Source organism: Shewanella sp. MM_2022_3 (assembly GCF_022557375.1).
In the GTDB taxonomy this organism is placed as follows: Bacteria; Pseudomonadota; Gammaproteobacteria; order Enterobacterales; family Shewanellaceae; genus Shewanella; species Shewanella xiamenensis.
Map to the genome: position 1 here is coordinate 62,354 of NZ_JAKZGV010000010.1, position 19,528 is coordinate 81,881.

A 19,528-nucleotide genomic window follows, 5' to 3' on the forward strand; every position below is an offset into this window, starting at 1 on the left:
CTGACGAAAAAAGGCGGTTATACGCGCTTTTTAAATTCGCCAGTACGGGTATCGATTTCAATCTTGTCGCCAACTTTCACAAAGTCAGCCACGCTGATAGTGCCGCCACCAGTGATAGTTGCTGGCTTCATTACTTTACCTGAAGTATCGCCACGAGCTGATGGCTCAGTGTAGATCACTTCACGTACGATAGTGGTTGGCATTTCAACAGAAATTGCTTTGCCTTCGTAGAAAGTCACTTGGCAAGTTTCTTCCATACCGTCAACGATGTAAGCTGCTGCATCACCTAAGTTTTCAGCTTCTACGTCGTATTGGTTGTATTCTGCATCCATGAATACATACATAGGATCAGCAAAGTAAGAATAAGTACAATCCAGACGATCTAGGATAATATCGTCTAACTTATCTTCACCTTTAAAAGTGGTTTCAGTACCAGAGTTAAGCAGTAAGTTTTTCAGCTTTAACTTAACGATGGCAGCGTTACGGCCAGAACGAGTTGTTTCTGTTTTCTGTACAACCCATGGGCTGCCTTCAAACATGATCACGTTACCAGGACGGATTTCATGAGCAGTTTTCATTACACAATTTCCTATATGTCGATTTTCTATATCAGCGCAGCATCTTAGCTTTTTTTCACAAATTGGACTAGCCGAGTTGCAAGATCTGCAGCATTTATTGCGTCAATTGGCCATTCTTTAGCATGTTGTAAGAGTGGCAAACAGACTGGATTTAGGTTTTGCCAGTGAGTTTTCACGGCGGATTGCTCTCCTTGGTTAAATGCAACGTTCAATTTAGACCAAGTGTCAGCAATATCAGGGGGCAGATTATCGCAGTAAAGTCGAATAAAAGCTTCTAATTTTATTAGATGATAATCATCTTCTTGCGGATAAATATGCCAAATAAAAGGTTTTGCCGCCCATTGGGCCCGTAAGAAGCTATCTTCACCGCGGACAATGTTAACGTCGCAGCTCCATAGTAGGCGGTCAAATCCCTTTTGATCGGTCATCGGCAAGATATGCAGGGTTAAATCCCCCAGTTTAATTTGCTGCCCAGGTATTAATTCCTCTATAGGGCAGGGCAATATGTGCTGCAAACTGTTTAAGCTGCGGCCTTTGGGGATAAGGGCGTGAATTTTTGCATCGAGTTTGGCCGTGGCTTGCCAGAGTTCACATAAGGCTGGGAGCGACTCGGTTTCATAACTAAAGACGCTATAGACAGTATCTTGCGCTTCAATATCCTTAAGACCAAGACGCTCAAATAATTGCAGCTTATTGGCGCTATCCTGTTGCCATGCATCGCGCTCGGCAAATAGCTCTCGCTCACAAATCAGTCCACCCGTCTTAGGTGTAAAGCCTGGGAAAAAGAAGTACTTTCTAATGCCGCTGGCCTGCATCGAGGGTAAACCATGGCAGCCATCGACCCAATCTTCTGCGCTTAAATACTCTAAATTAAGCCATAAAGGCACAGATTTTGGTGTTTTAATATGCAGTTCAGCCAGTTGTTGCTTCACTACATCGGGTAATTCGCAGGCGAAGGCTTCAATTAACACTGCGCCTGGTTCATAAACCAAAGGTAAGGGCGTAGTCCAATGAAGGATAGTCACGCCATGAAAAATCTGGCAAGTGAGGTTAGGGTCAAGGGTCGGTAAAATATGCGAAAAACTGTTTAAGTCATCGACCCAAAGCTTAATTGGGATCTGATATTCATTGACTAACTGTTTGGCTAAACGCCAAGTAACGCCAATATCACCGTAGTTATCGACGACAGTGCAGAAGATATCCCAGTGGGGATGTTGGGGAGCTACCATTGGAAATATCGCTTTAAATTACGTGGAGAACAAATGTAAAAAAAGCGGCATTGGGCCACTTTTTTTACAGAGCTCACTCGATGAAACTAGGCTTAGTCTTCGAGTTCTGCTAAACACATTTCTTCGTAGATTTGTTTGACCCAAGCATCAACACGCTCTTCGGTCAGCTCTGGTTGACGGTCTTCGTCAATCCCTAAACCGATGAAGTGATCGTCATCCACTAAGCCTTTAGAAGCTTCGAAGTTGTAACCTGCAGTAGGCCAATGTCCAATGATAATACCACCACGGGCTTGAACGATATCGCCAATCATGCCCATGGCATCGAGGAAATATTCCGCGTAGTCTTCTTGATCACCACAACCGAAAATAGCAACCAGTTTGTCTGTAAAATCAATCTGTTCTAACTCAGGAAAAAAGTCATCCCAGTCACACTGTGCTTCACCATAATACCAGGTTGGGATACCGAACAGCAGCAGGTCGTATTCTGCGATCTGTTCTTTGGTACTTTTGGCGATATCTTTCACCTCAACCATTTTCTTACCCAGTTTCTTCTGGATCATCTTGGCGACAGCTTCGGTGTTGCCTGTGTCGCTACCGAAAAAAAGACCTACAGTTGCCATTGTCTATCCTTTATGTCTAGTTCACTTATACGTTAATCTTGCTGCTATCGATTGCTCAGCATTCTATTTTTTGCTGAAGAATTAATTCGATTAACTGGCTTCGGCTGATGTTACTGGCCAATGCCCGCTCATTCAAGGCGTCATATAAATCTTGTGACACCTTTAACTCTATTCGCTTTAATCCTTTGGCTTTATCCCGCTGGATCTGGTTGCGCTTATTGACCTTAAGTTGCTGGCTACGGGACAAAGGATTGCTACGTGGGCGTCCCCGTCGCTTTTCATTGGCAAAAAGGTCAATGGTCGTTCTATCTGTTGCTTCTTTTGCCATGTTCTTATTGTTTAACCGATGCCTGAACCTTCCCAAGACATCTGGATAATACCTTTTGCAATAAACCCGGCGCAGCCGAGAAATAACACTAACCAAACAATAAATCGACCGAATTTCGGTACGTTACCTTGTTTTAGCACATCGTGGATGGCCATGCCGATAAAGAAAAATATCGCGGCAAAAAACAGGTTCAAGCCGATGGTCTCAATTTGTTCCATGTACTGAGATAACATACTTTCTTAGTCCTCTAGAGTGTTCTAAGGCTAAAAGAGGCGCGAATATATCACATCAACAAGGTGTCGGCTATATGATTTAGGTCGAGAATCGTTGTCATTTACACCGTGTGTTTGTCAATAAATTCAGACACAATCCGGTTAAAAATGGTAGGTTTTTGCGCATGTAACCAATGGCCACACCCTTCAAGGGTTTTTGCTTGCGCCAATGGGAATTGCGTCATGATGGCATTTCTATGTTCACCAGTGACATAGTTTGAGTCTCCTCCGCGGATAAAGAGGCTGGGGCCGTGGTAAGTTTGGCGCTTTTCTTCTACAAGATTATGCCAACCAATTATATTGGGATAACACGCTTTTAAGCCGCTTAAATTCATTTTCCAACGAAATCCTGTCTCAGTCCGTTGCAAATTTTTGAGAAGAAATTGGGCTGTCGCTTCATCAATGCCGCTATGGGTTAAATGGGCCAAGGCAAAACGGCGATCGGTGTGGCCTTCAAGTGGCAAACTTTCGAGTGCGGCAAATACCGCATCATGGCGTGGCTGATAAGCAACTGGGGCAATATCAGCGGCAACCATGCTGATGATGCGTTCTGGATAGGCTAGGGCCGTTGCCATGGCAATTTTCCCACCCATGGAATGTCCCATAATATGCACGCGCTCAAGCTTGAGATCATCGAGTAAATCCACCATCGCTTTCGCTAAGCTTGGGTAGTCCATCTGTTGCCAATGTTCACTTAAGCCGTGATTAGGTACATCAACGCGGATGACTTGATGATGGGTTTCGATAACTTGACCTAAGCCTTTAAGATTATCTAAATTGCCAAAGAGACCATGGATAAGGAGGACCGCTTCTCCTTGACCAGAAGATACAAAATTCATGGAATAGCCTGTGCTATGGTACCTAACGTTGCGCGAATTGTGCCTTCAATGCGTTAAGTTTGACAAGTCTTGTGGCGGTTTTGAAATTAAGAACCTTCAACTTGCTGGCTTTTTCAGCGATTAACATCGTTGTGCTAATTTGATGTGCGATTTCACGCATTTTTAGATTAATGATGCTTTATCAGATTGATAGAGATAGATACACTGAGGCAACGATCGCACAGATCCTTTGCTAGGATCGCCTGTGGTGCACTTTTTCGGTAAGCCTATCGAATAACAAAGGATAATAAGGTTATGAAATACATCGAAGTGGATGAAGAGCTCTATCGTCATATTGCCAGCAAAACGGAACGTATTGGTGAGAGTGCCTCTGATATTCTCCGTCGATTACTCGGCCTGTCCGTCGATGCGGTTGAACAGTCACAGCCACAGTCTATCAGCCAACCGAGTTTAGAGGTGGTAACGCCTGAGCCACAGAGCGTTCCGCAAGTAGAAAGCTTCGAGTCTGTCACCGATTTTAATCAATTGGTTGATGAACATAAGTTAGAACAACAAAAAGGCGCGGTGGGCCGCTTCTTATTTTTGCTCGAGAGCTTGTATCAACTTAACAAAGCCCAGTTTTCGCAAATTTTACAGATCCAAGGGCGCGATCGTCTCTACTTTGCGCGCTCTCGTGAGGAGTTACTCAAGGCTAGCGCCACCGCAAATCCTAAGGAAATCGGTAATACCGGATTTTGGGTAACGACCAACAACAATACTGCAAAAAAACGGACAATTTTAGCCGAGGCCTTGGTGCAATTGGGCTGTGATGCCCAAATCGCCAACGGCATTGCCGAACGCGTATAACGACTTATCGACGCCGCAATGATGCGGCGTTTCCATTTAATAACCGATTTTCCAGTAGGAGAGGATCAGGTGGCAATACATCAACGGGCAGGACAAACCGCGAGTCAGACGGATCTGGTGAATATTCCAAAGCTGATGAGCCATTATTACAGCATCAAACCCAATGTGGATGCTGCCGAGCAGCGTGTGACATTCGGGACCTCAGGCCATCGTGGAACTGCATTTCAAGGGAGCTTTAACCAAGACCATATTTGGGCGATTACCCAAGCCGTTGTCGATTATCGCCAATCGGTGAATATCGAAGGCCCGCTGTTTTTAGGTATCGATACCCACGCTTTATCTTATGCGGCTTACGTGTCGGCGATTGAAGTGTTAGCAGCCAATAAGGTGACTGTGCATATCCAGCAACATGATGGTTTTACGCCAACGCCAGTGGTGTCACATGCGATTATTTGTGCAAATCGCGAGGCGGCACTAAGTGGTGCCGCGTTAAGCGATGGTTTGATTATTACGCCATCCCACAATCCACCTCAGGATGGTGGGATTAAATACAATCCACCCCATGGTGGCCCTGCTGAAGGTAATATCACTGCGTGGATTGAGTCCCGCGCAAACGATTACCTGCGCGCAGCGCTCAAGGGCGTTAATAAGCTCGCTTATGCAGATGCATTGGCTTCGGGTTATGTGCATGCCATTGATTTAATCACGCCCTATGTGACGGATTTAGACAATGTCGTCGATATGCATGCTATCGCTAAGGCTAAACTTAAGCTGGGTGTCGATCCATTAGGCGGCTCCGGTATTCATTATTGGGCGCCGATTGCCAAGCACTATGGCATTGATATCACTTTAGTTAATGATAAGGTCGATCCAAGCTTCAGCTTTATGTCATTGGATAAGGACGGCAAGATCCGCATGGATTGCTCTTCTCCCTATGCGATGGCAGGTTTACTGGCCCATAAAGAATGCTTCGATTTATGTGTGGGTAACGATCCTGACTACGATAGACACGGCATCGTGTGTCCGGGCACCGGGCTGATGGACCCCAACCACTATTTAGCAGTAGCGATTGATTATCTGCTGACCCACAGACCAGAGTGGAGCGATAGCTTAGCCATTGGTAAGACATTGGTATCGAGCGCGCTTATCGATAAAATCTGTGCCTTCCATGGCAAAAAATTACTCGAAGTCCCCGTTGGCTTTAAGTGGTTTGTCGATGGATTAGCCGAGGCAACCATTGCGTTTGGCGGTGAGGAGAGTGCGGGCGCCGCGTTCCTGCGCCGTGATGGCACGACTTGGTGTACTGACAAGGACGGTTTTATTTTAGTGCTGCTCGCAGCCGAAATGCTTGCGGTCACAGGTAAAACGCCGGGACAACGCCATCAAGAATTAGTGGCGCAATTCGGTCAAAGCTTCTACAAGCGTATCGATAGTCCGATTAGCCTTGAGAACAAAGCCAAATTTGCCAAGCTTAATGCCGAGACCTTAAACGCCACTATGCTGGCGGGTGAGAACATTGAGGCCGTATTGACCCATGCACCTGGTAATAATGCTTCAATTGGTGGCATTAAAGTGACCACGGCCAATGGTTGGTTCGCGGCGAGGCCGTCGGGCACTGAGGCGTTATTTAAGATTTACGGTGAGAGCTTTATCAGTGAGCAGCATCTTGCCGATATCATTAAGGACGCACAAGCCCTGATCGATAAGGCCCTCAGCGCCTGATTTAGCGTTTACGCATTCTTTTTACCGATAAAAAAACGCACTCATCGAAATCCTATGAGTGCGTTTTTATTTGCAGCGATTGTAAGGTCAAATTATTCAGGTTTGAGCTGAATCGCTAAGCTTAGTACTCGATATGGCAACTTGGTAAGTTATTCTTATCGATATAGTTTTGGTGATATTCCTCTGCCACATGGAATTGTTGTAACGGCACAATCTCAGTGACGATATGACGTAATCCCCAACGACCTGAACGGGCAAAGGCCAGTTTTGAGGCTTCTGCCGCGGCTTTTTGTTCGCGATCATGGAAGAAAATCGTACTGCGATACTGAGTACCAATATCGCCGCCTTGCATATTGAGGGTTGTGGGATTGTGATTTTTCCAAAACACCTCGAGTAATTCGTCGTAGCTGACGATAGTTGGATCAAATTCAACTTGCACAACTTCTGCATGACCCGTCTTACCTTTTTTGACTTCTTCATAGGTGGTTGCTGAATTATTGCCACCCATATAGCCACAGGTCGCGTTGGTCACACCGTTGACTTGTCTAAAGAAATACTCCACGCCCCAAAAACAACCAGCACCGAAAGTTGCAAACGCCATGATAAATCCCAATAGAAGTCTAGATGGCTGAGGATTGTGATGAAACTCATTTCGAAAAGCAAGTGTACTGATTAAATTAATCTGCTGTTGGACAAGACACGATAGATGCTAAGGTTTTACCGATAAATGCGCTTGTTTGACCAGAATCACAGAGTAACGGCTTAAAAACTTGTGTTAGTATGGATGCGCTTTTTAAGGCGGGTAGCGATAAGTGCAATGAAACAGGCAGTTATTGCCATAACGACTCGCCTATAACACGCTATTATAAGGAGAATTCTGTGTTACAAGCTCTGTTAGATTCGAAGGATTTTCTCGCCCTGACCCTTGCCAATCCACAAACCCTCGGGGATGAGTTTAGTTTCACCTTAGGGGAACATACTCGAGTCGAGGTGTGGGACACGGGTGTCATCGTCTTTGAGCCTACACAAGCCCAAGGTAAGGATGTCATTCTCTCCTGCGGTGTCCACGGCAATGAAACCGCCCCCATCGAACTCTGCAATACCTTAATCAAACAGCTTCTCCAACAAAAAATAATCGCCAAACAACGCACGCTCTTTCTTATTGGTAACCCTTTAGCGATTAATAACGGTACTCGCATTATCGACGAGAATATGAATCGTCTGTTTAGTGGCGAGCATTCAAATCCACCGGGATTAGTGAATCCTGAGCGGGTGCGGGCGAAAAAATTGGAAGCCTATGTTGACCGCTTCTTTAAGGGCGCAGCCGCAGGGCGTCAGCGTATTCACTATGATTTACACACGGCGATGCGGGCGTCAAAACACGAAAAGTTTGCGATTTATCCCTATCGTCCCGGCCGCGCTTACAGCGCCGAGCAAATCATGTTTTTAGCGGCCAGCGGCGTGGATACTGTGTTGTTTCACCATGAACCGACAACGACTTTTAGTTATTTTTCCTCCGAGCAGTATGGTGCCGATGCCTTTACCATTGAATTAGGCAAGGTGTATCCCATGGGGCAGAACGATATGACGCGTTTTATTGCCGCCCAAGAGATGTTTACTCGCCTTATCACCGACAAACCTTTGCAGCTTGAGCCATTTTCGGCAGATAAAGTGAATCTGTATCAAGTGTGCCGAGTGATTAACAAACATTTTGATGATTTTGAATTTACCTTCGCGACCGATGTCGAAAACTTCAGATCTTTTCCAAAAGGTTTTGTCTTAGCCCGCGAGGGTGGACAAGAAATTAAAGTAGAACAAGAGTTTGAATCTATAGTATTTCCTAATGCTAAGGTGCCTATTGGCAATCGCACGGTGATTTGTCTGATCCCCTCAGTTGCGCCGAATGTTCGTTAAGTTTGTAAAGCAATATATACATGCAAACAGGGGATTAGTTGTCATTTGAACTGTGCCAACGGTTGATAGGTAGTTTACGTTAACGTAATGTTCATCCGGCATATTCGTATAAATTAGGCGCAGTGGATTTTCTGCTGCGTAACGAGATAACAAGAGCACAATATGAGCAAAGCAACACTCAACACTGATACAGTGCACCGTGTCGGCTTCTTGGATAAGGCCTCGCTTCACATTCCTATCCTTCGAATTCTACAAGCAGACGGCACTACCTATGAAACCGCGGTTTTGCCTGTAATAGATGAAGCCTTAGCCACCAAAATTTATGATACTTGCGTGTTTACGCGGGTACTCGACGAACGTATGCTTGGCGCACAGCGTCAAGGACGGATCAGCTTCTATATGACCTGCACAGGTGAAGAGGCGGCGATCGTCGGTAGCGTAGCCGCACTTGATCAAGAAGATGTGATCCTCGCGCAATACCGTGAACATGCAGCGCTACGTTATCGCGGCTTTACCACTGAACAGTTTATGAACCAAATGTTCAGTAACGAAAAGGACTTAGGTAAAGGTCGCCAAATGCCCATCCACTATGGTAGCGCAGCGCTCCATTACCAAACCATTTCATCACCACTAGCCACTCAAATCCCGCAAGCGACAGGTGTGGGTTATAGCCTGAAAATGCAGGGGAAACGTAATGTTGCCGTCTGTTATTTCGGTGAAGGCGCAGCCTCGGAAGGTGACTTCCACGCAGGATTGAATATGGCGGCGGTATTAAAATGCCCCGTGATTTTCTTCTGCCGTAACAATGGTTATGCCATTTCTACCCCAACGGAAGAGCAATTTGCCGGTAACGGTATTGCTAGCCGTGGTGTGGGTTACGGTATGCACACCATTCGTGTCGACGGCAATGATATGCTGGCGGTGTTGGCCGCAACGCAACAAGCTCGTGCCTATGCGATTGAGCACAATGCCCCTGTGTTGATTGAAGCTATGACTTATCGTCTGGGCGCTCACTCATCTTCTGACGATCCATCTGGCTATCGCTCAAAAGAAGAAGAGGCGAAATGGCAACAACACGATCCGGTCAAACGCTTTAAGTTGTGGCTGATTAATAAAGGCTGGTTAGCTGAGGCCGATGATACCCAGCGTTACGAAAAGTACCGTGAAGAAGTGTTAGCCGCCGTTAAAGTCGCGGAAAAATTACCTATCCCTATGCTGGATGAGATTATTGAAGACGTGTACGACAAGCCAACGCCTGCGCTTAAAAAGCAACTGAGCGATCTTAAAGAACACATCAAAAAATATCCGCAATCCTATCCCAAAAGTGCAGGGAGGCTATAAGCCGTGGCAGAAATGAATATGTTACAGGCCGTCAATGAGGCCTTGTCAATCGCCATGCAAGCTGATGAGCGCATGGTGGTGTTTGGTGAAGACGTTGGCCACTTTGGCGGCGTGTTTCGCGCAACTTCTGGTTTGCAGGAAAAGTTTGGTCGCAGCCGCTGCTTTAACACGCCACTGACTGAGCAAGGTATTGCGGGTTTTGCCAACGGCTTAGCCTCTAATGGTATGACCGCGGTGGCCGAAATCCAGTTTGCTGATTACATCTTTCCGGCGTTCGATCAGATCGTAAACGAGTCGGCTAAATTCCGTTACCGCAGCGGTAATGAATTCAATGTGGGAAGCCTAGTGTTCCGCACGCCCTATGGTGGCGGTATTGCAGGTGGTCACTATCACTCACAATCGCCAGAAGCCTATTTCACCCAAACCCCAGGCTTAAAAGTGGTTGTGCCGCGTAATCCTGCGCAGGCCAAAGGGTTATTGCTTGCCTCGATTCGTGATAAAAACCCGGTGATATTCTTCGAGCCTAAGCGTTTATACCGTGCTTCTGTGGGAGAAGTCCCTGCGGGCGATTATGAAATCGAGCTGGGTAAAGCCGAAGTGGTGCGTGAAGGGAAAGATATCACCTTAGTCGCTTGGGGCGCACAGATGGAAATCATCGAAAAAGCGGCCGACATGGCAGCAAAAGAGGGGATTTCCTGCGAAATTATCGACCTGCGTACACTCGCGCCTTGGGATGTAGATACCGTTGCCGATTCTGTGAAGAAGACAGGCCGCTTACTGATCAACCATGAAGCACCATTAACGGGTGGTTTTGCGGGTGAAATTGCGGCCACCATTCAGCAGGAGTGTTTCTTGTATTTAGAATCACCCATCAGCCGTGTATGTGGTCTAGATACCCCATATCCACTGGTCCACGAAAAAGAATATATGCCCGATGCGCTCAAAACTTTTGAAGCCATTAAGGCATCAGTGAACTTCTAGGAGTCCGGTATGATTAAAGATTTTATTTTGCCGGACATTGGTGAAGGCGTTGTCGAGTGCGAACTCGTCGAGTGGTTGGTGCAAGAGGGCGACACGATTGTGGAAGATCAGCCCATCGCCGATGTGATGACCGACAAAGCCTTAGTGCAAATTCCGGCGCCTTTTGCAGGAGTCGTGACTAAGTTGTATTACGCCAAAGGCGATATTGCTAAGGTGCATGCACCGCTGTATGCCGTGCAGGTTGAGTCTGACGAAGCTGCGCCTGTTGCTGCGTCTCAACCTGAAGCACACACATCTACTCAAGCATCTGCAAGCCAAGCCAGCGTGGCGGGTACCAGCGTTGAAGAGTTCCTGCTGCCCGATATTGGCGAAGGGATTGTTGAGTGTGAACTGGTCGAATGGCTAGTCCAAGAAGGCGATACAGTGGTTGAAGACCAACCCATCGCCGATGTGATGACTGATAAAGCCTTAGTGCAAATCCCCGCCATCAAAGCGGGCAAAATTGTCAAATTGCACTACCGTAAGGGCCAGTTAGCGAAAGTACATGCGCCACTATTTTCGATTGAGGTTGAAGGTGGCGTTAGTGCGCCGGTCAGCCATGCACAGGAAGCAAGCGTTGCCGCTGCGAATACCGCTGCACCAGCCGCTTGCGCGGCGGTGTCCTCGGAGCCTGCACGCCAAGGTAAAGCCTTAGCCAGCCCAGCCGTTCGCCGTATGGCACGTGCCTTAGATATCGATTTAAGTCGCGTACCTGGTAGTGGCAAACATGGCCGAGTATATAAGGAAGACATTACTCGCTTCCAAGCGCAGGGCGGCGCTGTGTCTGCCGTTGCGCCAGTGGCTGTAGCACCGACTCAATCAGGTGTGACTCAATCAACCGTCTCTAACGTCGTGGCAAATTCTGCACGGGGTGACATTGTTGAGCCTATCCGTGGCGTGAAAGCCGTGATGGCGAAAATGATGGTCGAATCGGTATCAACCATTCCACACTTCACCTATTGCGAAGAGTTTGATCTGACAGACTTAGTCGCTCTGCGTGAAAGCATGAAGGCCAAGTATTCCTCCGACGAAGTTAAGTTGACCATGATGCCATTCTTTATGAAGGCCATGTCATTAGCCTTAACGCAGTTCCCTGTGCTTAACAGCCAAGTGAATGCTGATTGTACGGAAATCACCTACAAGGCGCGTCATAACATTGGTATGGCAGTAGATTCGAAAGTGGGATTGTTAGTGCCAAATGTGAAGGATGTGCAAGATAAGAGTATTCTTGAGGTGGCTGCCGAGATCACCCGCTTAACCACTGCTGCGCGTAACGGCCGTGTTGCACCAGCAGATCTTAAAGAAGGCACGATTTCGATTTCGAATATTGGTGCATTGGGTGGCACAGTCGCAACACCAATTATCAATAAGCCAGAGGTGGCGATTGTTGCGCTTGGTAAGTTGCAAACCTTGCCGCGCTTTAATGCGAAAGGTGAAGTCGAAGCGCGCCAGATCATGCAAGTGAGTTGGTCTGGCGATCACCGCGTTATCGATGGCGGCACCATTGCTCGTTTCTGTAACCTTTGGAAACAATACCTTGAGCAACCGCAGGATATGCTATTAGCCATGCGTTAGTCGGCTGTCAGCCAATACTTACAGCCAATCCGGCAAAAAAGGACGCAATTTAGCGTCCTTTTTTATTCGCAGGCCATAAATGGGTTAATCTTTTGATCCCAATTACGTATAATTCGCGAACGTTGTTATCCTGATGGATTTGTTATGAGCCCCAGCCCATTTGCCCCAACAATCGAAACTATTGATTATCCGTTTCCGCCTAAGCCAATTCCTCTGTCCGATGCCGAAAAGGCGGACTACAAGGCACGTATCAAGCAGCTGCTGATTGAAAAGGATGCGGTATTGGTTGCCCATTATTATACCGACCCTGAAATTCAAGCGTTGGCTGAAGAAACTGGTGGGTGTGTTTCAGACTCACTTGAAATGGCGCGCTTTGGCCGCGATCATCCCGCAAAGACGTTAATCGTCGCTGGGGTGAAGTTTATGGGTGAAACTGCCAAAATCTTAAGCCCAGAAAAAACCATTCTGATGCCGACTCTTGAAGCGACCTGTTCATTGGACTTAGGTTGCCCCATCGATAAATTTAGCGCCTTCTGTGATGCACACCCAGACCATTCCGTGGTGGTTTACGCCAACACGTCTGCGGCGGTAAAAGCCCGTGCCGATTGGGTGGTGACCTCGAGTATTGCCCTTGAAATTGTTGAGCACTTAGACAGCGAAGGCAAAAAAATCATTTGGGGCCCAGACCGCCACTTAGGCAGCTATATTGCTAAACAAACGGGCGCCGAGATGCTGATGTGGCAGGGCGACTGTATCGTTCACGATGAGTTTAAAGCGAATGCCCTGCGTGATCTGAAAAGCGTTTATCCCGACGCAGCAATTTTGGTACACCCAGAATCACCCGCGAGTGTGGTGGCGATGGCGGATGCTGTCGGCTCCACCAGTCAGTTGATCAAAGCTGCGCAAACCATGCCTAACGAGCGTTTTATTGTCGCGACCGATCGCGGTATTTTTTACAAAATGCAACAAGCGGCGCCGGGTAAAACATTGATAGAAGCGCCTACTGGTGGTAACGGTGCCACCTGTAAGAGCTGTGCCCACTGTCCTTGGATGGCAATGAATGGCTTAAAAGCCATTGAAGCGTCATTAAGTGATAGCGACAAAACCACCCATGAGATCTTTGTTGATGAAGACTTGCGAGTGAAAGCGTTAATCCCGCTGACCCGTATGCTCGATTTCGCTAAAACGCTCAATATGAAAGTGAAGGGTAATGCCTAAGCGCTTTTAGTCGCACATCGAGTTTCAACATTAATATCCCCGCTTTGCGGGGATATTTTTTTAATTGCAGTTGCCATACGGTAAATAACAAAAAGCCCTGCATTTGCAGGGCTTTAGCTAAATCGCTAATCGAGATTATTTAGCGTTCATTAACGCAACCGCGTTGTCTAACATACGGTTACTGAAGCCCCATTCGTTATCGTACCAAGCCATTACTTTGACTAAACGGCCGTTAACACGGGTTTGCGTCGCATCGAAGTTAGATGAAAACGCATTGTGGTTAAAGTCGATAGATACCAACGGCTCTTTGTTGACAGCCAACACTTCGCTCAGTGGTGCTACGCTTGCTGCACGCTCGATGATGGCGTTAACTTCTTCAACGGTTGTGTCACGTGATGCAATGAAAGATAAATCCACTAAAGACACGTTAACAGTCGGTACACGTACCGCTAAACCATCGAATTTACCTTGTAATTCAGGCACAACTAAACCTACAGCAGCCGCAGCGCCCGTTTTAGTAGGGATCATCGACAGTGCCGCAGCGCGGGCACGGCGTAAATCTGTGTGGTATACGTCAGATAAACGTTGATCGTTGGTATACGCGTGGATGGTGGTCATCAGACCTGATTCGATACCAATTTCGTCATTTAACGGCTTAGCGAAAGGCGCTAAGCAGTTAGTGGTACATGACGCGTTAGAGATAACGGTCATATCCGCGGTCAACACATTGTTGTTCACACCGTAAACGACGGTTGCATCAACGTTTTTGCCTGGTGCAGAGATAATCACTTTCTTTGCGCCAGCGGCTAAATGCGGTTGAACAGAATCTTTAGAAGTGAAGATACCGGTACATTCAAATACCACGTCTACTTGTAGGTCGCCCCAAGGTAATTTGCCTGGATCGCGCTCTTGGAAAGTGAGGATCTTGTCACCGTTAACATAAATTGCTTCAGCATCATGCTCAACTTTGGCATTGAAACGACCATGTACAGAATCGTATTTTGTCAGGTGAGCGTTGATTGAAGCGTCGCCTAAATCGTTGATGGCAACAATTTTGATTGGGTAAGCTTTTTCGCTTTCGTACAGGGCGCGTAATACGTTTCTACCGATACGGCCGTAACCATTTATTGCAACACGGATAGTCATCTCATATCCCTCTGGTGATTATAAAATTCAACTGGTAGTAAAATTACCAAACTGACAGCTATCGTCAAGTTAATTCGGCTATTTTGCCGGGATTCGGTTAACAAATTAGGTGTTTTTTTTACATTGCTCGCGAAAACCCCTTTTTTAGCACTGCATTTGGATAAAAAATTACAAGATGGCAAACATTTTGCCGACGTTACTCAAGGCCCAAGCCTTAAGGCGAGTTTGGCTTCTCTGGTTCGACGGGAGTTGCCGCTGGCGGTGTTACCTCTGTCTGAGGTGGAGCAAGCCAGAGCGCAACCGGACTAGTCGAATAGAGGCCATCTTCTAACGCATTGATCAAATTCTGGGCGTATTCATCTAATCTTGTCGCCAGCGTTTTGTTGCCACCGATTAAGGCTAGCATCTTATCTTCAGAATACTTCTGCTGCGTAAGTAGTAAATTGGCTTTTGTCAGCATGTAAGTTTTTTCTAGCGCTTGGGTTTGGCGATAGGCTGCAGCGAGCCCAAGCAACCAATTTGGATCAAAGTCAGCGTATTGGATCTCTGCAAACACAGTAAGGTAGAGTTGTTGCGCTTTGATGGCATTACGGTTGCTGTAGTAGGTGGCTATTTGCGCTAAAAGAAATGGCTCAGTGACTTCGCCAGCATTTTCTTGTGCCAAGAGTCGGTTTAATGCATCCGTGTCACCAAAACGTGTCCATTGATAATAAGACATAAACGGGTCTTGGCGCTCGCGGGTTTCATCCTGCAACCGACTCAAATTTTGTGTACTTAGTCGAAAGGCTCTGGCTCTATCAGCTGTGCGGCTTGTGTGGATAATGTGCTGAACGCCCGAGGCCAATTCAATACATCGACTATAGTCCTCGAGGTAAGTTAACTGTTGATAGAGTTGCTTGCCTGTAGGATTTTTATTGTCCATTAGGTCGTATCGACTTTGGATCAACTTTGTTTTCTCGGCTAAACACCAGCCATCCTTATGCAAATCGGCACAAATTTCAGGATTATTTTTACAAATCGTTTCGATATTTCGGCCATTATCACAACCGAAAAGGCTTATCGCGAGGGTAAATGATGTAATTATTACTAGATTTTGTCTCAAAATACGCTCCAAAATGCAATTTTCTCTAATAAAATTACAGATTTACAGAAAATATCTTACTAGCAAGCTGGGTCAGTTTTCATTACAATGGCGCCGACCAAAACAGAGGGTTTTCCCTAAAACCTACATAAGATTATTGGTCTTTTCGTCATGTTACTCAAACCTTTCAATATATTTTATTGAAAAGTGAGATAAAGGATCTGTAAATGAGCGCTGATAAACACCTACAAAGTTGGCAAGAACGTTTTGAAATGGCAGAGGCAATGCAACCTTTGCTGGGCAAGTTATACCGTAACCAAGGCGTCGAAGTTGTGGTTTATGGTAAGCCATTACTCAATGCTTCTACTATTGAGATTATTAAAGCGCACCGTTTAGTTCGTCGTCATGTCGGCGAGAAATTACGTTTACGCGAGAGTTTCCCGTTTGTTCAAGCCTTAAGCAGACTCGCTGTTAAACAATGTAAAGTGGATATTGGTAAGCTTGCTGTCAAATACTGGGCTGAACATACCGATACCAACGAAATTGAAAGCTATATGGCACGCGAATTAGCGGCTGCGATTGATCATGCTGATGATATCGCTCCGCGTGATGTGGTGTTGTATGGTTTTGGTCGTATTGGTCGCTTATTAGCGCGCTTACTGATCGAACGTACTGGCCGCAGCAACAAGTTAAGACTGCGTGCTATCGTATTACGTGGTGGTAAGAAGGGCGATTTAGAAAAACGCGCAAGCTTACTGCGTCGTGACTCTGTTCATGGTCCATTTAACGGTTCTGTTGAAGTGGATGAAGAGAACAACGCCATCATCGCTAACGGTACTTATATCCAAGTGATTTACGCAAACTCACCAGATGAAGTGGATTACACTAAATACGGTATTACAGATGCCTTAGTGGTAGACAACACGGGTATTTGGAAAGACGAAGCAGGCCTAGGCTTACACTTGAAGAGCCCTGGTGCAAGCAAAGTGTTACTGACAGCACCTGCAAAAGGCGCCATCAAGAACATCGTTTACGGTGTGAACGAAGGCGATATTACGCCAGAAGACATCATTGTGTCTGCAGCGAGCTGCACCACTAACGCCATTACACCAGTACTGAAAGCGGTAAATGATAAGTACGGTATCGAGAATGGTCACGTTGAGACGATTCACTCATATACAAACGATCAAAACCTGATCGACAACTACCACAGTGCTGACCGTCGCGGTCGCAGTGCACCATTAAACATGGTGATCACTGAAACGGGCGCAGCGAAAGCCGTCGCTAAAGCTCTGCCAGTATTAGCGGGCAAACTGACAGGCAACGCGATTCGCGTGCCAACACCAAACGTATCTATGGCGATCATCAGCATGAACTTAAATGCTGAGACCAACAAAGACGAATTGAACGAATACCTAAAAGACACGGCGCTGCAATCACCCTTGCAGAACCAAATTGACTACACAGACTCAACTGAAATCGTATCAAGCGACTTAGTGGGGTCTCGCTATGCGGGCGTGGTTGATTCTCAAGCGACCATCGCCGAAGGTAAACGCGCCATTCTGTACGTATGGTATGACAACGAATTTGGTTACAGCTGCCAAGTAGTCGGTGTTATGCAAACGATGTTAGGCTTAACAACGCTGTCTCTGCCTGCTTAATTGCGACAGACAGAAGTACAACAGAGAAAGCGCCTGAGAGGGCGCTTTTTTTATACTTCAATTATGTTGAATAACAATTTATCTGAACATTGTTATTGAGCAAATCCGTGAATTGTTGATTCTATCGGCAAGTTTATATCGCTATGGCTGAATATTGGGCAAACAGTGTGGTTAAGCGCAATATTTCAAATTTGTTGATTGACTCTGAAGGTTAAATCGGTAGAATGCCAATCCGCAGTCAGGGGAAAGCGTAGTAACGTTACTCTATGACATCGATGCGACATTAGCTCAGTTGGTAGAGCGATACCTTGCCAAGGTATAGGTCATCGGTTCGAACCCGATATGTCGCTCCAACTCTCTACGAGTTTGGAAATTTGGCGCGATGGCAGAATGGCTATGCTGCGGATTGCAAATCCGTCGATCTCGGTTCGACTCCGGGTCGCGCCTCCATAGATTAAAGTATTAATGATACGATTACTGTCGTTAATATAAAGAGTTTGCCCGAGTGGTGGAATCGGTAGACACAAGGGATTTAAAATCCCTCGCTGGTAACAGCGTGCCAGTTCAAGTCTGGCCTCGGGTACCATAACATAAAAAAGGCCTAACATTTGTTAGGCCTTTTTTATTGGCAATAATTTCAAGTTTATAACTTAAAGCCACTCTTGAAGCGATAGTGATCTGCCTCTAAAAAATCATATTTTTCAAAAAATTCAGCTTTCACATAAATGATCTCTCATTTAGTTGTTATTTATTTTAATCAATCCATAATAGCCAAACTATTTCCTTAAGAAGCGGTAATAGGCGCTATTCCCTCTCTTAAGACAGTGGTATAAATAAGCCGAATTTTCCCCCTACACGTGAACATTTAGGATAAGTAGTCATGATTTTCTCTCAGGTAGTACTCGCACCCGCCGATCCCATCCTTGGTTTAACCGATACATTTAAGGCCGATCCGCGCCAAGATAAAGTCAACCTTGGTGTTGGCATTTATAAGGATGAAGCAGGGCAGACTCCAGTATTACAATCAGTGAAGAAAGCTGAAGCCCTATTGCTTGAGCAAGAGAAAACTAAAAACTATTTAGGGATAGAAGGGGTTCAAACCTATAATCGCGTAGTACAAGAGCTGCTATTTGGTGAAGGTAGTGATCTCGTGACTTCTGGCCGAGCAGCAACGGCTCAAGCGCCTGGTGGTACAGGTGCACTGCGTATTGCTGCCGAGTTCTTATTGCGTAATACGCCATCGCGCACTGTGTGGGTAAGTAATCCAACTTGGGCAAACCATCAAAATATTTTTGAAACCGCGGGTTTGACGGTTAAAGAATACGGTTACTATAACGCCAGTGCCCACGATATTGATTTTGATGGCATGATGACAGATCTCGCCAATGCACAGGCGGGCGACATTATTCTACTGCACGGCTGCTGCCATAATCCAACGGGTATCGATTTAACGTTAACTCAATGGGAATTAGTCGCTAATCTTTGTGCGGACAAGCAATTAGTTCCATTATTCGACTTTGCATACCAAGGTTTTGGTGCTGGTATTGAAGAAGATGCTGCTGGTTTACGCTTAGTTGCGTCAAAAGTACCAGAACTATTGGTCGCAAATTCATTCTCTAAAAACTTTGGTTTGTATAATGAACGTATCGGCGCCGTGACTGTGGTTGCACAAAATGCCGATGAAGCGGTGCGTGCATTTAGCCAAGTGAAACGTACTATTCGTGCAAATTACTCAAATCCACCAGCCCATGGCGCGTTAATTGTGAGTACGATTCTGAGTGATGCATCATTGAAAGCCCTTTGGGTACAAGAGCTGACCGAAATGCGTGAACGTATTGCCGAGATGCGTACGCTATTTGTACAAAGCTTAAAAGATGAAGGTGTGACCCAGGACTTTAGCTTTATTTCTCGTCAAAACGGTATGTTTAGCTTCTCCGGCTTAAATAAAGCACAGGTTACCCGTTTGAAAGACGAGTTCGGCATTTATATCGTCGGCTCGGGTCGCATTAGTGTGGCGGGTATGACCAAAACTAATATGCCTGTGATCTGTAAGGCGATTGCTCAAATCCTCTAACTTAAAAGAGGCTCACGAAAAAGGACAGCTTAGGCTGTCCTTTTACTTTTATGCGGTCGATAAA

18 protein-coding genes and 3 tRNA genes are annotated in these 19,528 nt (G+C 46.1%); 12 read left to right on the top strand and 9 right to left on the bottom strand.

Translation table 11 applies throughout. The annotated features are described in order from the left end of the window. Positions 1 to 17: 17 nt before the first annotated feature. The 6 genes from efp to MMG82_RS08280 form a co-directional block, all read right to left on the bottom strand. The gene (efp, locus tag MMG82_RS08255) at positions 18 to 578 is read right to left on the bottom strand and encodes an elongation factor P (protein WP_037418480.1); all 561 of its coding nucleotides are present in this window, start codon (positions 576 to 578) and stop codon (positions 18 to 20) included. A 44-nt stretch (positions 579 to 622) separates the two neighbouring features. Next, a complete protein-coding gene (gene earP, locus MMG82_RS08260) occupies positions 623 to 1,807 on the bottom strand; it encodes an elongation factor P maturation arginine rhamnosyltransferase EarP (RefSeq protein ID WP_047535670.1) in 1,185 nt (394 codons plus the stop codon). 92 nt (positions 1,808 to 1,899) lie between these two features. Continuing rightward, complete coding sequence (fldA, locus tag MMG82_RS08265) at positions 1,900 to 2,427, bottom strand: flavodoxin FldA (protein ID WP_023265275.1); 528 nt, start codon at positions 2,425 to 2,427, stop codon at positions 1,900 to 1,902. A 55-nt stretch (positions 2,428 to 2,482) separates the two neighbouring features. Then, entirely contained in the window at positions 2,483 to 2,755 is a 273-nt protein-coding gene (gene ybfE, locus MMG82_RS08270) for a LexA regulated protein (RefSeq protein WP_011072323.1), read from the bottom strand. Positions 2,756 to 2,766: 11 nt separating this feature from the next. Then, on the bottom strand, positions 2,767 to 2,988 hold the full coding sequence (locus tag MMG82_RS08275) for a DUF2788 domain-containing protein (protein WP_007648263.1): 222 nt from the start codon (positions 2,986 to 2,988) through the stop codon (positions 2,767 to 2,769). Between the two features lie 101 nt (positions 2,989 to 3,089). Beyond that, positions 3,090 to 3,866 (bottom strand): alpha/beta fold hydrolase, encoded by a 777-nt coding sequence (locus tag MMG82_RS08280; RefSeq protein WP_037429771.1) that lies wholly within the window; start codon positions 3,864 to 3,866, stop codon positions 3,090 to 3,092. A 294-nt stretch (positions 3,867 to 4,160) separates the two neighbouring features. On the opposite strand from MMG82_RS08280, the gene seqA reads away from it, so the two are divergent. Further along, entirely contained in the window at positions 4,161 to 4,712 is a 552-nt protein-coding gene (gene seqA / locus MMG82_RS08285) for a replication initiation negative regulator SeqA (RefSeq protein ID WP_047535036.1), read from the top strand. Between the two features lie 69 nt (positions 4,713 to 4,781). Further along, positions 4,782 to 6,434 (top strand): phosphoglucomutase (alpha-D-glucose-1,6-bisphosphate-dependent), encoded by a 1,653-nt coding sequence (gene pgm, locus MMG82_RS08290; RefSeq protein ID WP_172591021.1) that lies wholly within the window; start codon positions 4,782 to 4,784, stop codon positions 6,432 to 6,434. Positions 6,435 to 6,555: 121 nt separating this feature from the next. On the opposite strand, the gene msrA is transcribed toward pgm, so the two are convergent. Then, positions 6,556 to 7,035, bottom strand: coding sequence for a peptide-methionine (S)-S-oxide reductase MsrA (msrA, locus tag MMG82_RS08295; protein WP_241406721.1), 480 nt, complete (start codon positions 7,033 to 7,035; stop codon positions 6,556 to 6,558). A gap of 278 nt (positions 7,036 to 7,313) precedes the next feature. Here msrA and astE point away from each other — a divergent pair, with 278 nt between their 5' ends. The 5 genes from astE to nadA all read left to right on the top strand — a co-directional run bounded on the left by astE (position 7,314) and on the right by nadA (position 13,502). Continuing rightward, positions 7,314 to 8,348, top strand: coding sequence for a succinylglutamate desuccinylase (gene astE, locus MMG82_RS08300; RefSeq protein ID WP_241406722.1), 1,035 nt, complete (start codon positions 7,314 to 7,316; stop codon positions 8,346 to 8,348). A 162-nt stretch (positions 8,349 to 8,510) separates the two neighbouring features. Then, positions 8,511 to 9,689: a thiamine pyrophosphate-dependent dehydrogenase E1 component subunit alpha gene (locus MMG82_RS08305; protein ID WP_241406723.1), complete on the top strand. Its 1,179-nt coding sequence runs from the start codon at positions 8,511 to 8,513 to the stop codon at positions 9,687 to 9,689. A 3-nt stretch (positions 9,690 to 9,692) separates the two neighbouring features. Further along, positions 9,693 to 10,670 (top strand): alpha-ketoacid dehydrogenase subunit beta, encoded by a 978-nt coding sequence (locus tag MMG82_RS08310; protein WP_172589594.1) that lies wholly within the window; start codon positions 9,693 to 9,695, stop codon positions 10,668 to 10,670. A 9-nt stretch (positions 10,671 to 10,679) separates the two neighbouring features. After that, positions 10,680 to 12,284, top strand: coding sequence for a dihydrolipoyllysine-residue acetyltransferase (locus tag MMG82_RS08315; RefSeq protein ID WP_047535028.1), 1,605 nt, complete (start codon positions 10,680 to 10,682; stop codon positions 12,282 to 12,284). A 144-nt stretch (positions 12,285 to 12,428) separates the two neighbouring features. After that, positions 12,429 to 13,502: a quinolinate synthase NadA gene (gene nadA, locus MMG82_RS08320; protein WP_241406724.1), complete on the top strand. Its 1,074-nt coding sequence runs from the start codon at positions 12,429 to 12,431 to the stop codon at positions 13,500 to 13,502. Between the two features lie 135 nt (positions 13,503 to 13,637). On the opposite strand, the gene gap is transcribed toward nadA, so the two are convergent. Beyond that, positions 13,638 to 14,648 (bottom strand): type I glyceraldehyde-3-phosphate dehydrogenase, encoded by a 1,011-nt coding sequence (gene gap, locus MMG82_RS08325; RefSeq protein WP_037418518.1) that lies wholly within the window; start codon positions 14,646 to 14,648, stop codon positions 13,638 to 13,640. Positions 14,649 to 14,862: 214 nt separating this feature from the next. Then, positions 14,863 to 15,750 (bottom strand): DUF2989 domain-containing protein, encoded by an 888-nt coding sequence (locus MMG82_RS08330; protein ID WP_144374982.1) that lies wholly within the window; start codon positions 15,748 to 15,750, stop codon positions 14,863 to 14,865. Between the two features lie 206 nt (positions 15,751 to 15,956). Between MMG82_RS08330 and MMG82_RS08335 the strand changes: the two genes are divergently transcribed. The 5 genes from MMG82_RS08335 (at position 15,957) to MMG82_RS08355 (ending at position 19,464) form a co-directional block, all read left to right on the top strand. Then, positions 15,957 to 17,390, top strand: coding sequence for a glyceraldehyde-3-phosphate dehydrogenase (locus MMG82_RS08335; RefSeq protein ID WP_023267065.1), 1,434 nt, complete (start codon positions 15,957 to 15,959; stop codon positions 17,388 to 17,390). Positions 17,391 to 17,667: 277 nt separating this feature from the next. After that, positions 17,668 to 17,743, top strand: a tRNA-Gly gene (locus MMG82_RS08340). Positions 17,744 to 17,766: 23 nt separating this feature from the next. Next, positions 17,767 to 17,840 (top strand) — tRNA-Cys (locus MMG82_RS08345). A 49-nt stretch (positions 17,841 to 17,889) separates the two neighbouring features. After that, a tRNA-Leu gene (locus MMG82_RS08350) sits at positions 17,890 to 17,976 on the top strand. Positions 17,977 to 18,270: 294 nt separating this feature from the next. Then, a complete protein-coding gene (locus MMG82_RS08355) occupies positions 18,271 to 19,464 on the top strand; it encodes an amino acid aminotransferase (RefSeq protein ID WP_241406725.1) in 1,194 nt (397 codons plus the stop codon). Positions 19,465 to 19,528 lie beyond the last annotated feature (64 nt).

Excerpts from the sequence above, each read along its gene's own strand:
- MMG82_RS08335 (WP_023267065.1), top strand. The coding sequence starts at position 15,957 with ATGAGCGCTGATAAACACCTACAAAGTTGGCAAGAACGTTTTGAAATG.
- MMG82_RS08355 (WP_241406725.1), top strand. The coding sequence starts at position 18,271 with ATGATTTTCTCTCAGGTAGTACTCGCACCCGCCGATCCCATCCTTGGT.
- nadA (WP_241406724.1), top strand. The coding sequence starts at position 12,429 with ATGAGCCCCAGCCCATTTGCCCCAACAATCGAAACTATTGATTATCCG.
- MMG82_RS08315 (WP_047535028.1), top strand. The coding sequence starts at position 10,680 with ATGATTAAAGATTTTATTTTGCCGGACATTGGTGAAGGCGTTGTCGAG.
- MMG82_RS08280 (WP_037429771.1), bottom strand. The coding sequence starts at position 3,866 with ATGAATTTTGTATCTTCTGGTCAAGGAGAAGCGGTCCTCCTTATCCAT.
- fldA (WP_023265275.1), bottom strand. The coding sequence starts at position 2,427 with ATGGCAACTGTAGGTCTTTTTTTCGGTAGCGACACAGGCAACACCGAA.
- MMG82_RS08305 (WP_241406723.1), top strand. The coding sequence starts at position 8,511 with ATGAGCAAAGCAACACTCAACACTGATACAGTGCACCGTGTCGGCTTC.
- ybfE (WP_011072323.1), bottom strand. The coding sequence starts at position 2,755 with ATGGCAAAAGAAGCAACAGATAGAACGACCATTGACCTTTTTGCCAAT.
- msrA (WP_241406721.1), bottom strand. The coding sequence starts at position 7,035 with ATGGCGTTTGCAACTTTCGGTGCTGGTTGTTTTTGGGGCGTGGAGTAT.
- efp (WP_037418480.1), bottom strand. The coding sequence starts at position 578 with ATGAAAACTGCTCATGAAATCCGTCCTGGTAACGTGATCATGTTTGAA.
- gap (WP_037418518.1), bottom strand. The coding sequence starts at position 14,648 with ATGACTATCCGTGTTGCAATAAATGGTTACGGCCGTATCGGTAGAAAC.
- earP (WP_047535670.1), bottom strand. The coding sequence starts at position 1,807 with ATGGTAGCTCCCCAACATCCCCACTGGGATATCTTCTGCACTGTCGTC.
- MMG82_RS08275 (WP_007648263.1), bottom strand. The coding sequence starts at position 2,988 with ATGTTATCTCAGTACATGGAACAAATTGAGACCATCGGCTTGAACCTG.
- seqA (WP_047535036.1), top strand. The coding sequence starts at position 4,161 with ATGAAATACATCGAAGTGGATGAAGAGCTCTATCGTCATATTGCCAGC.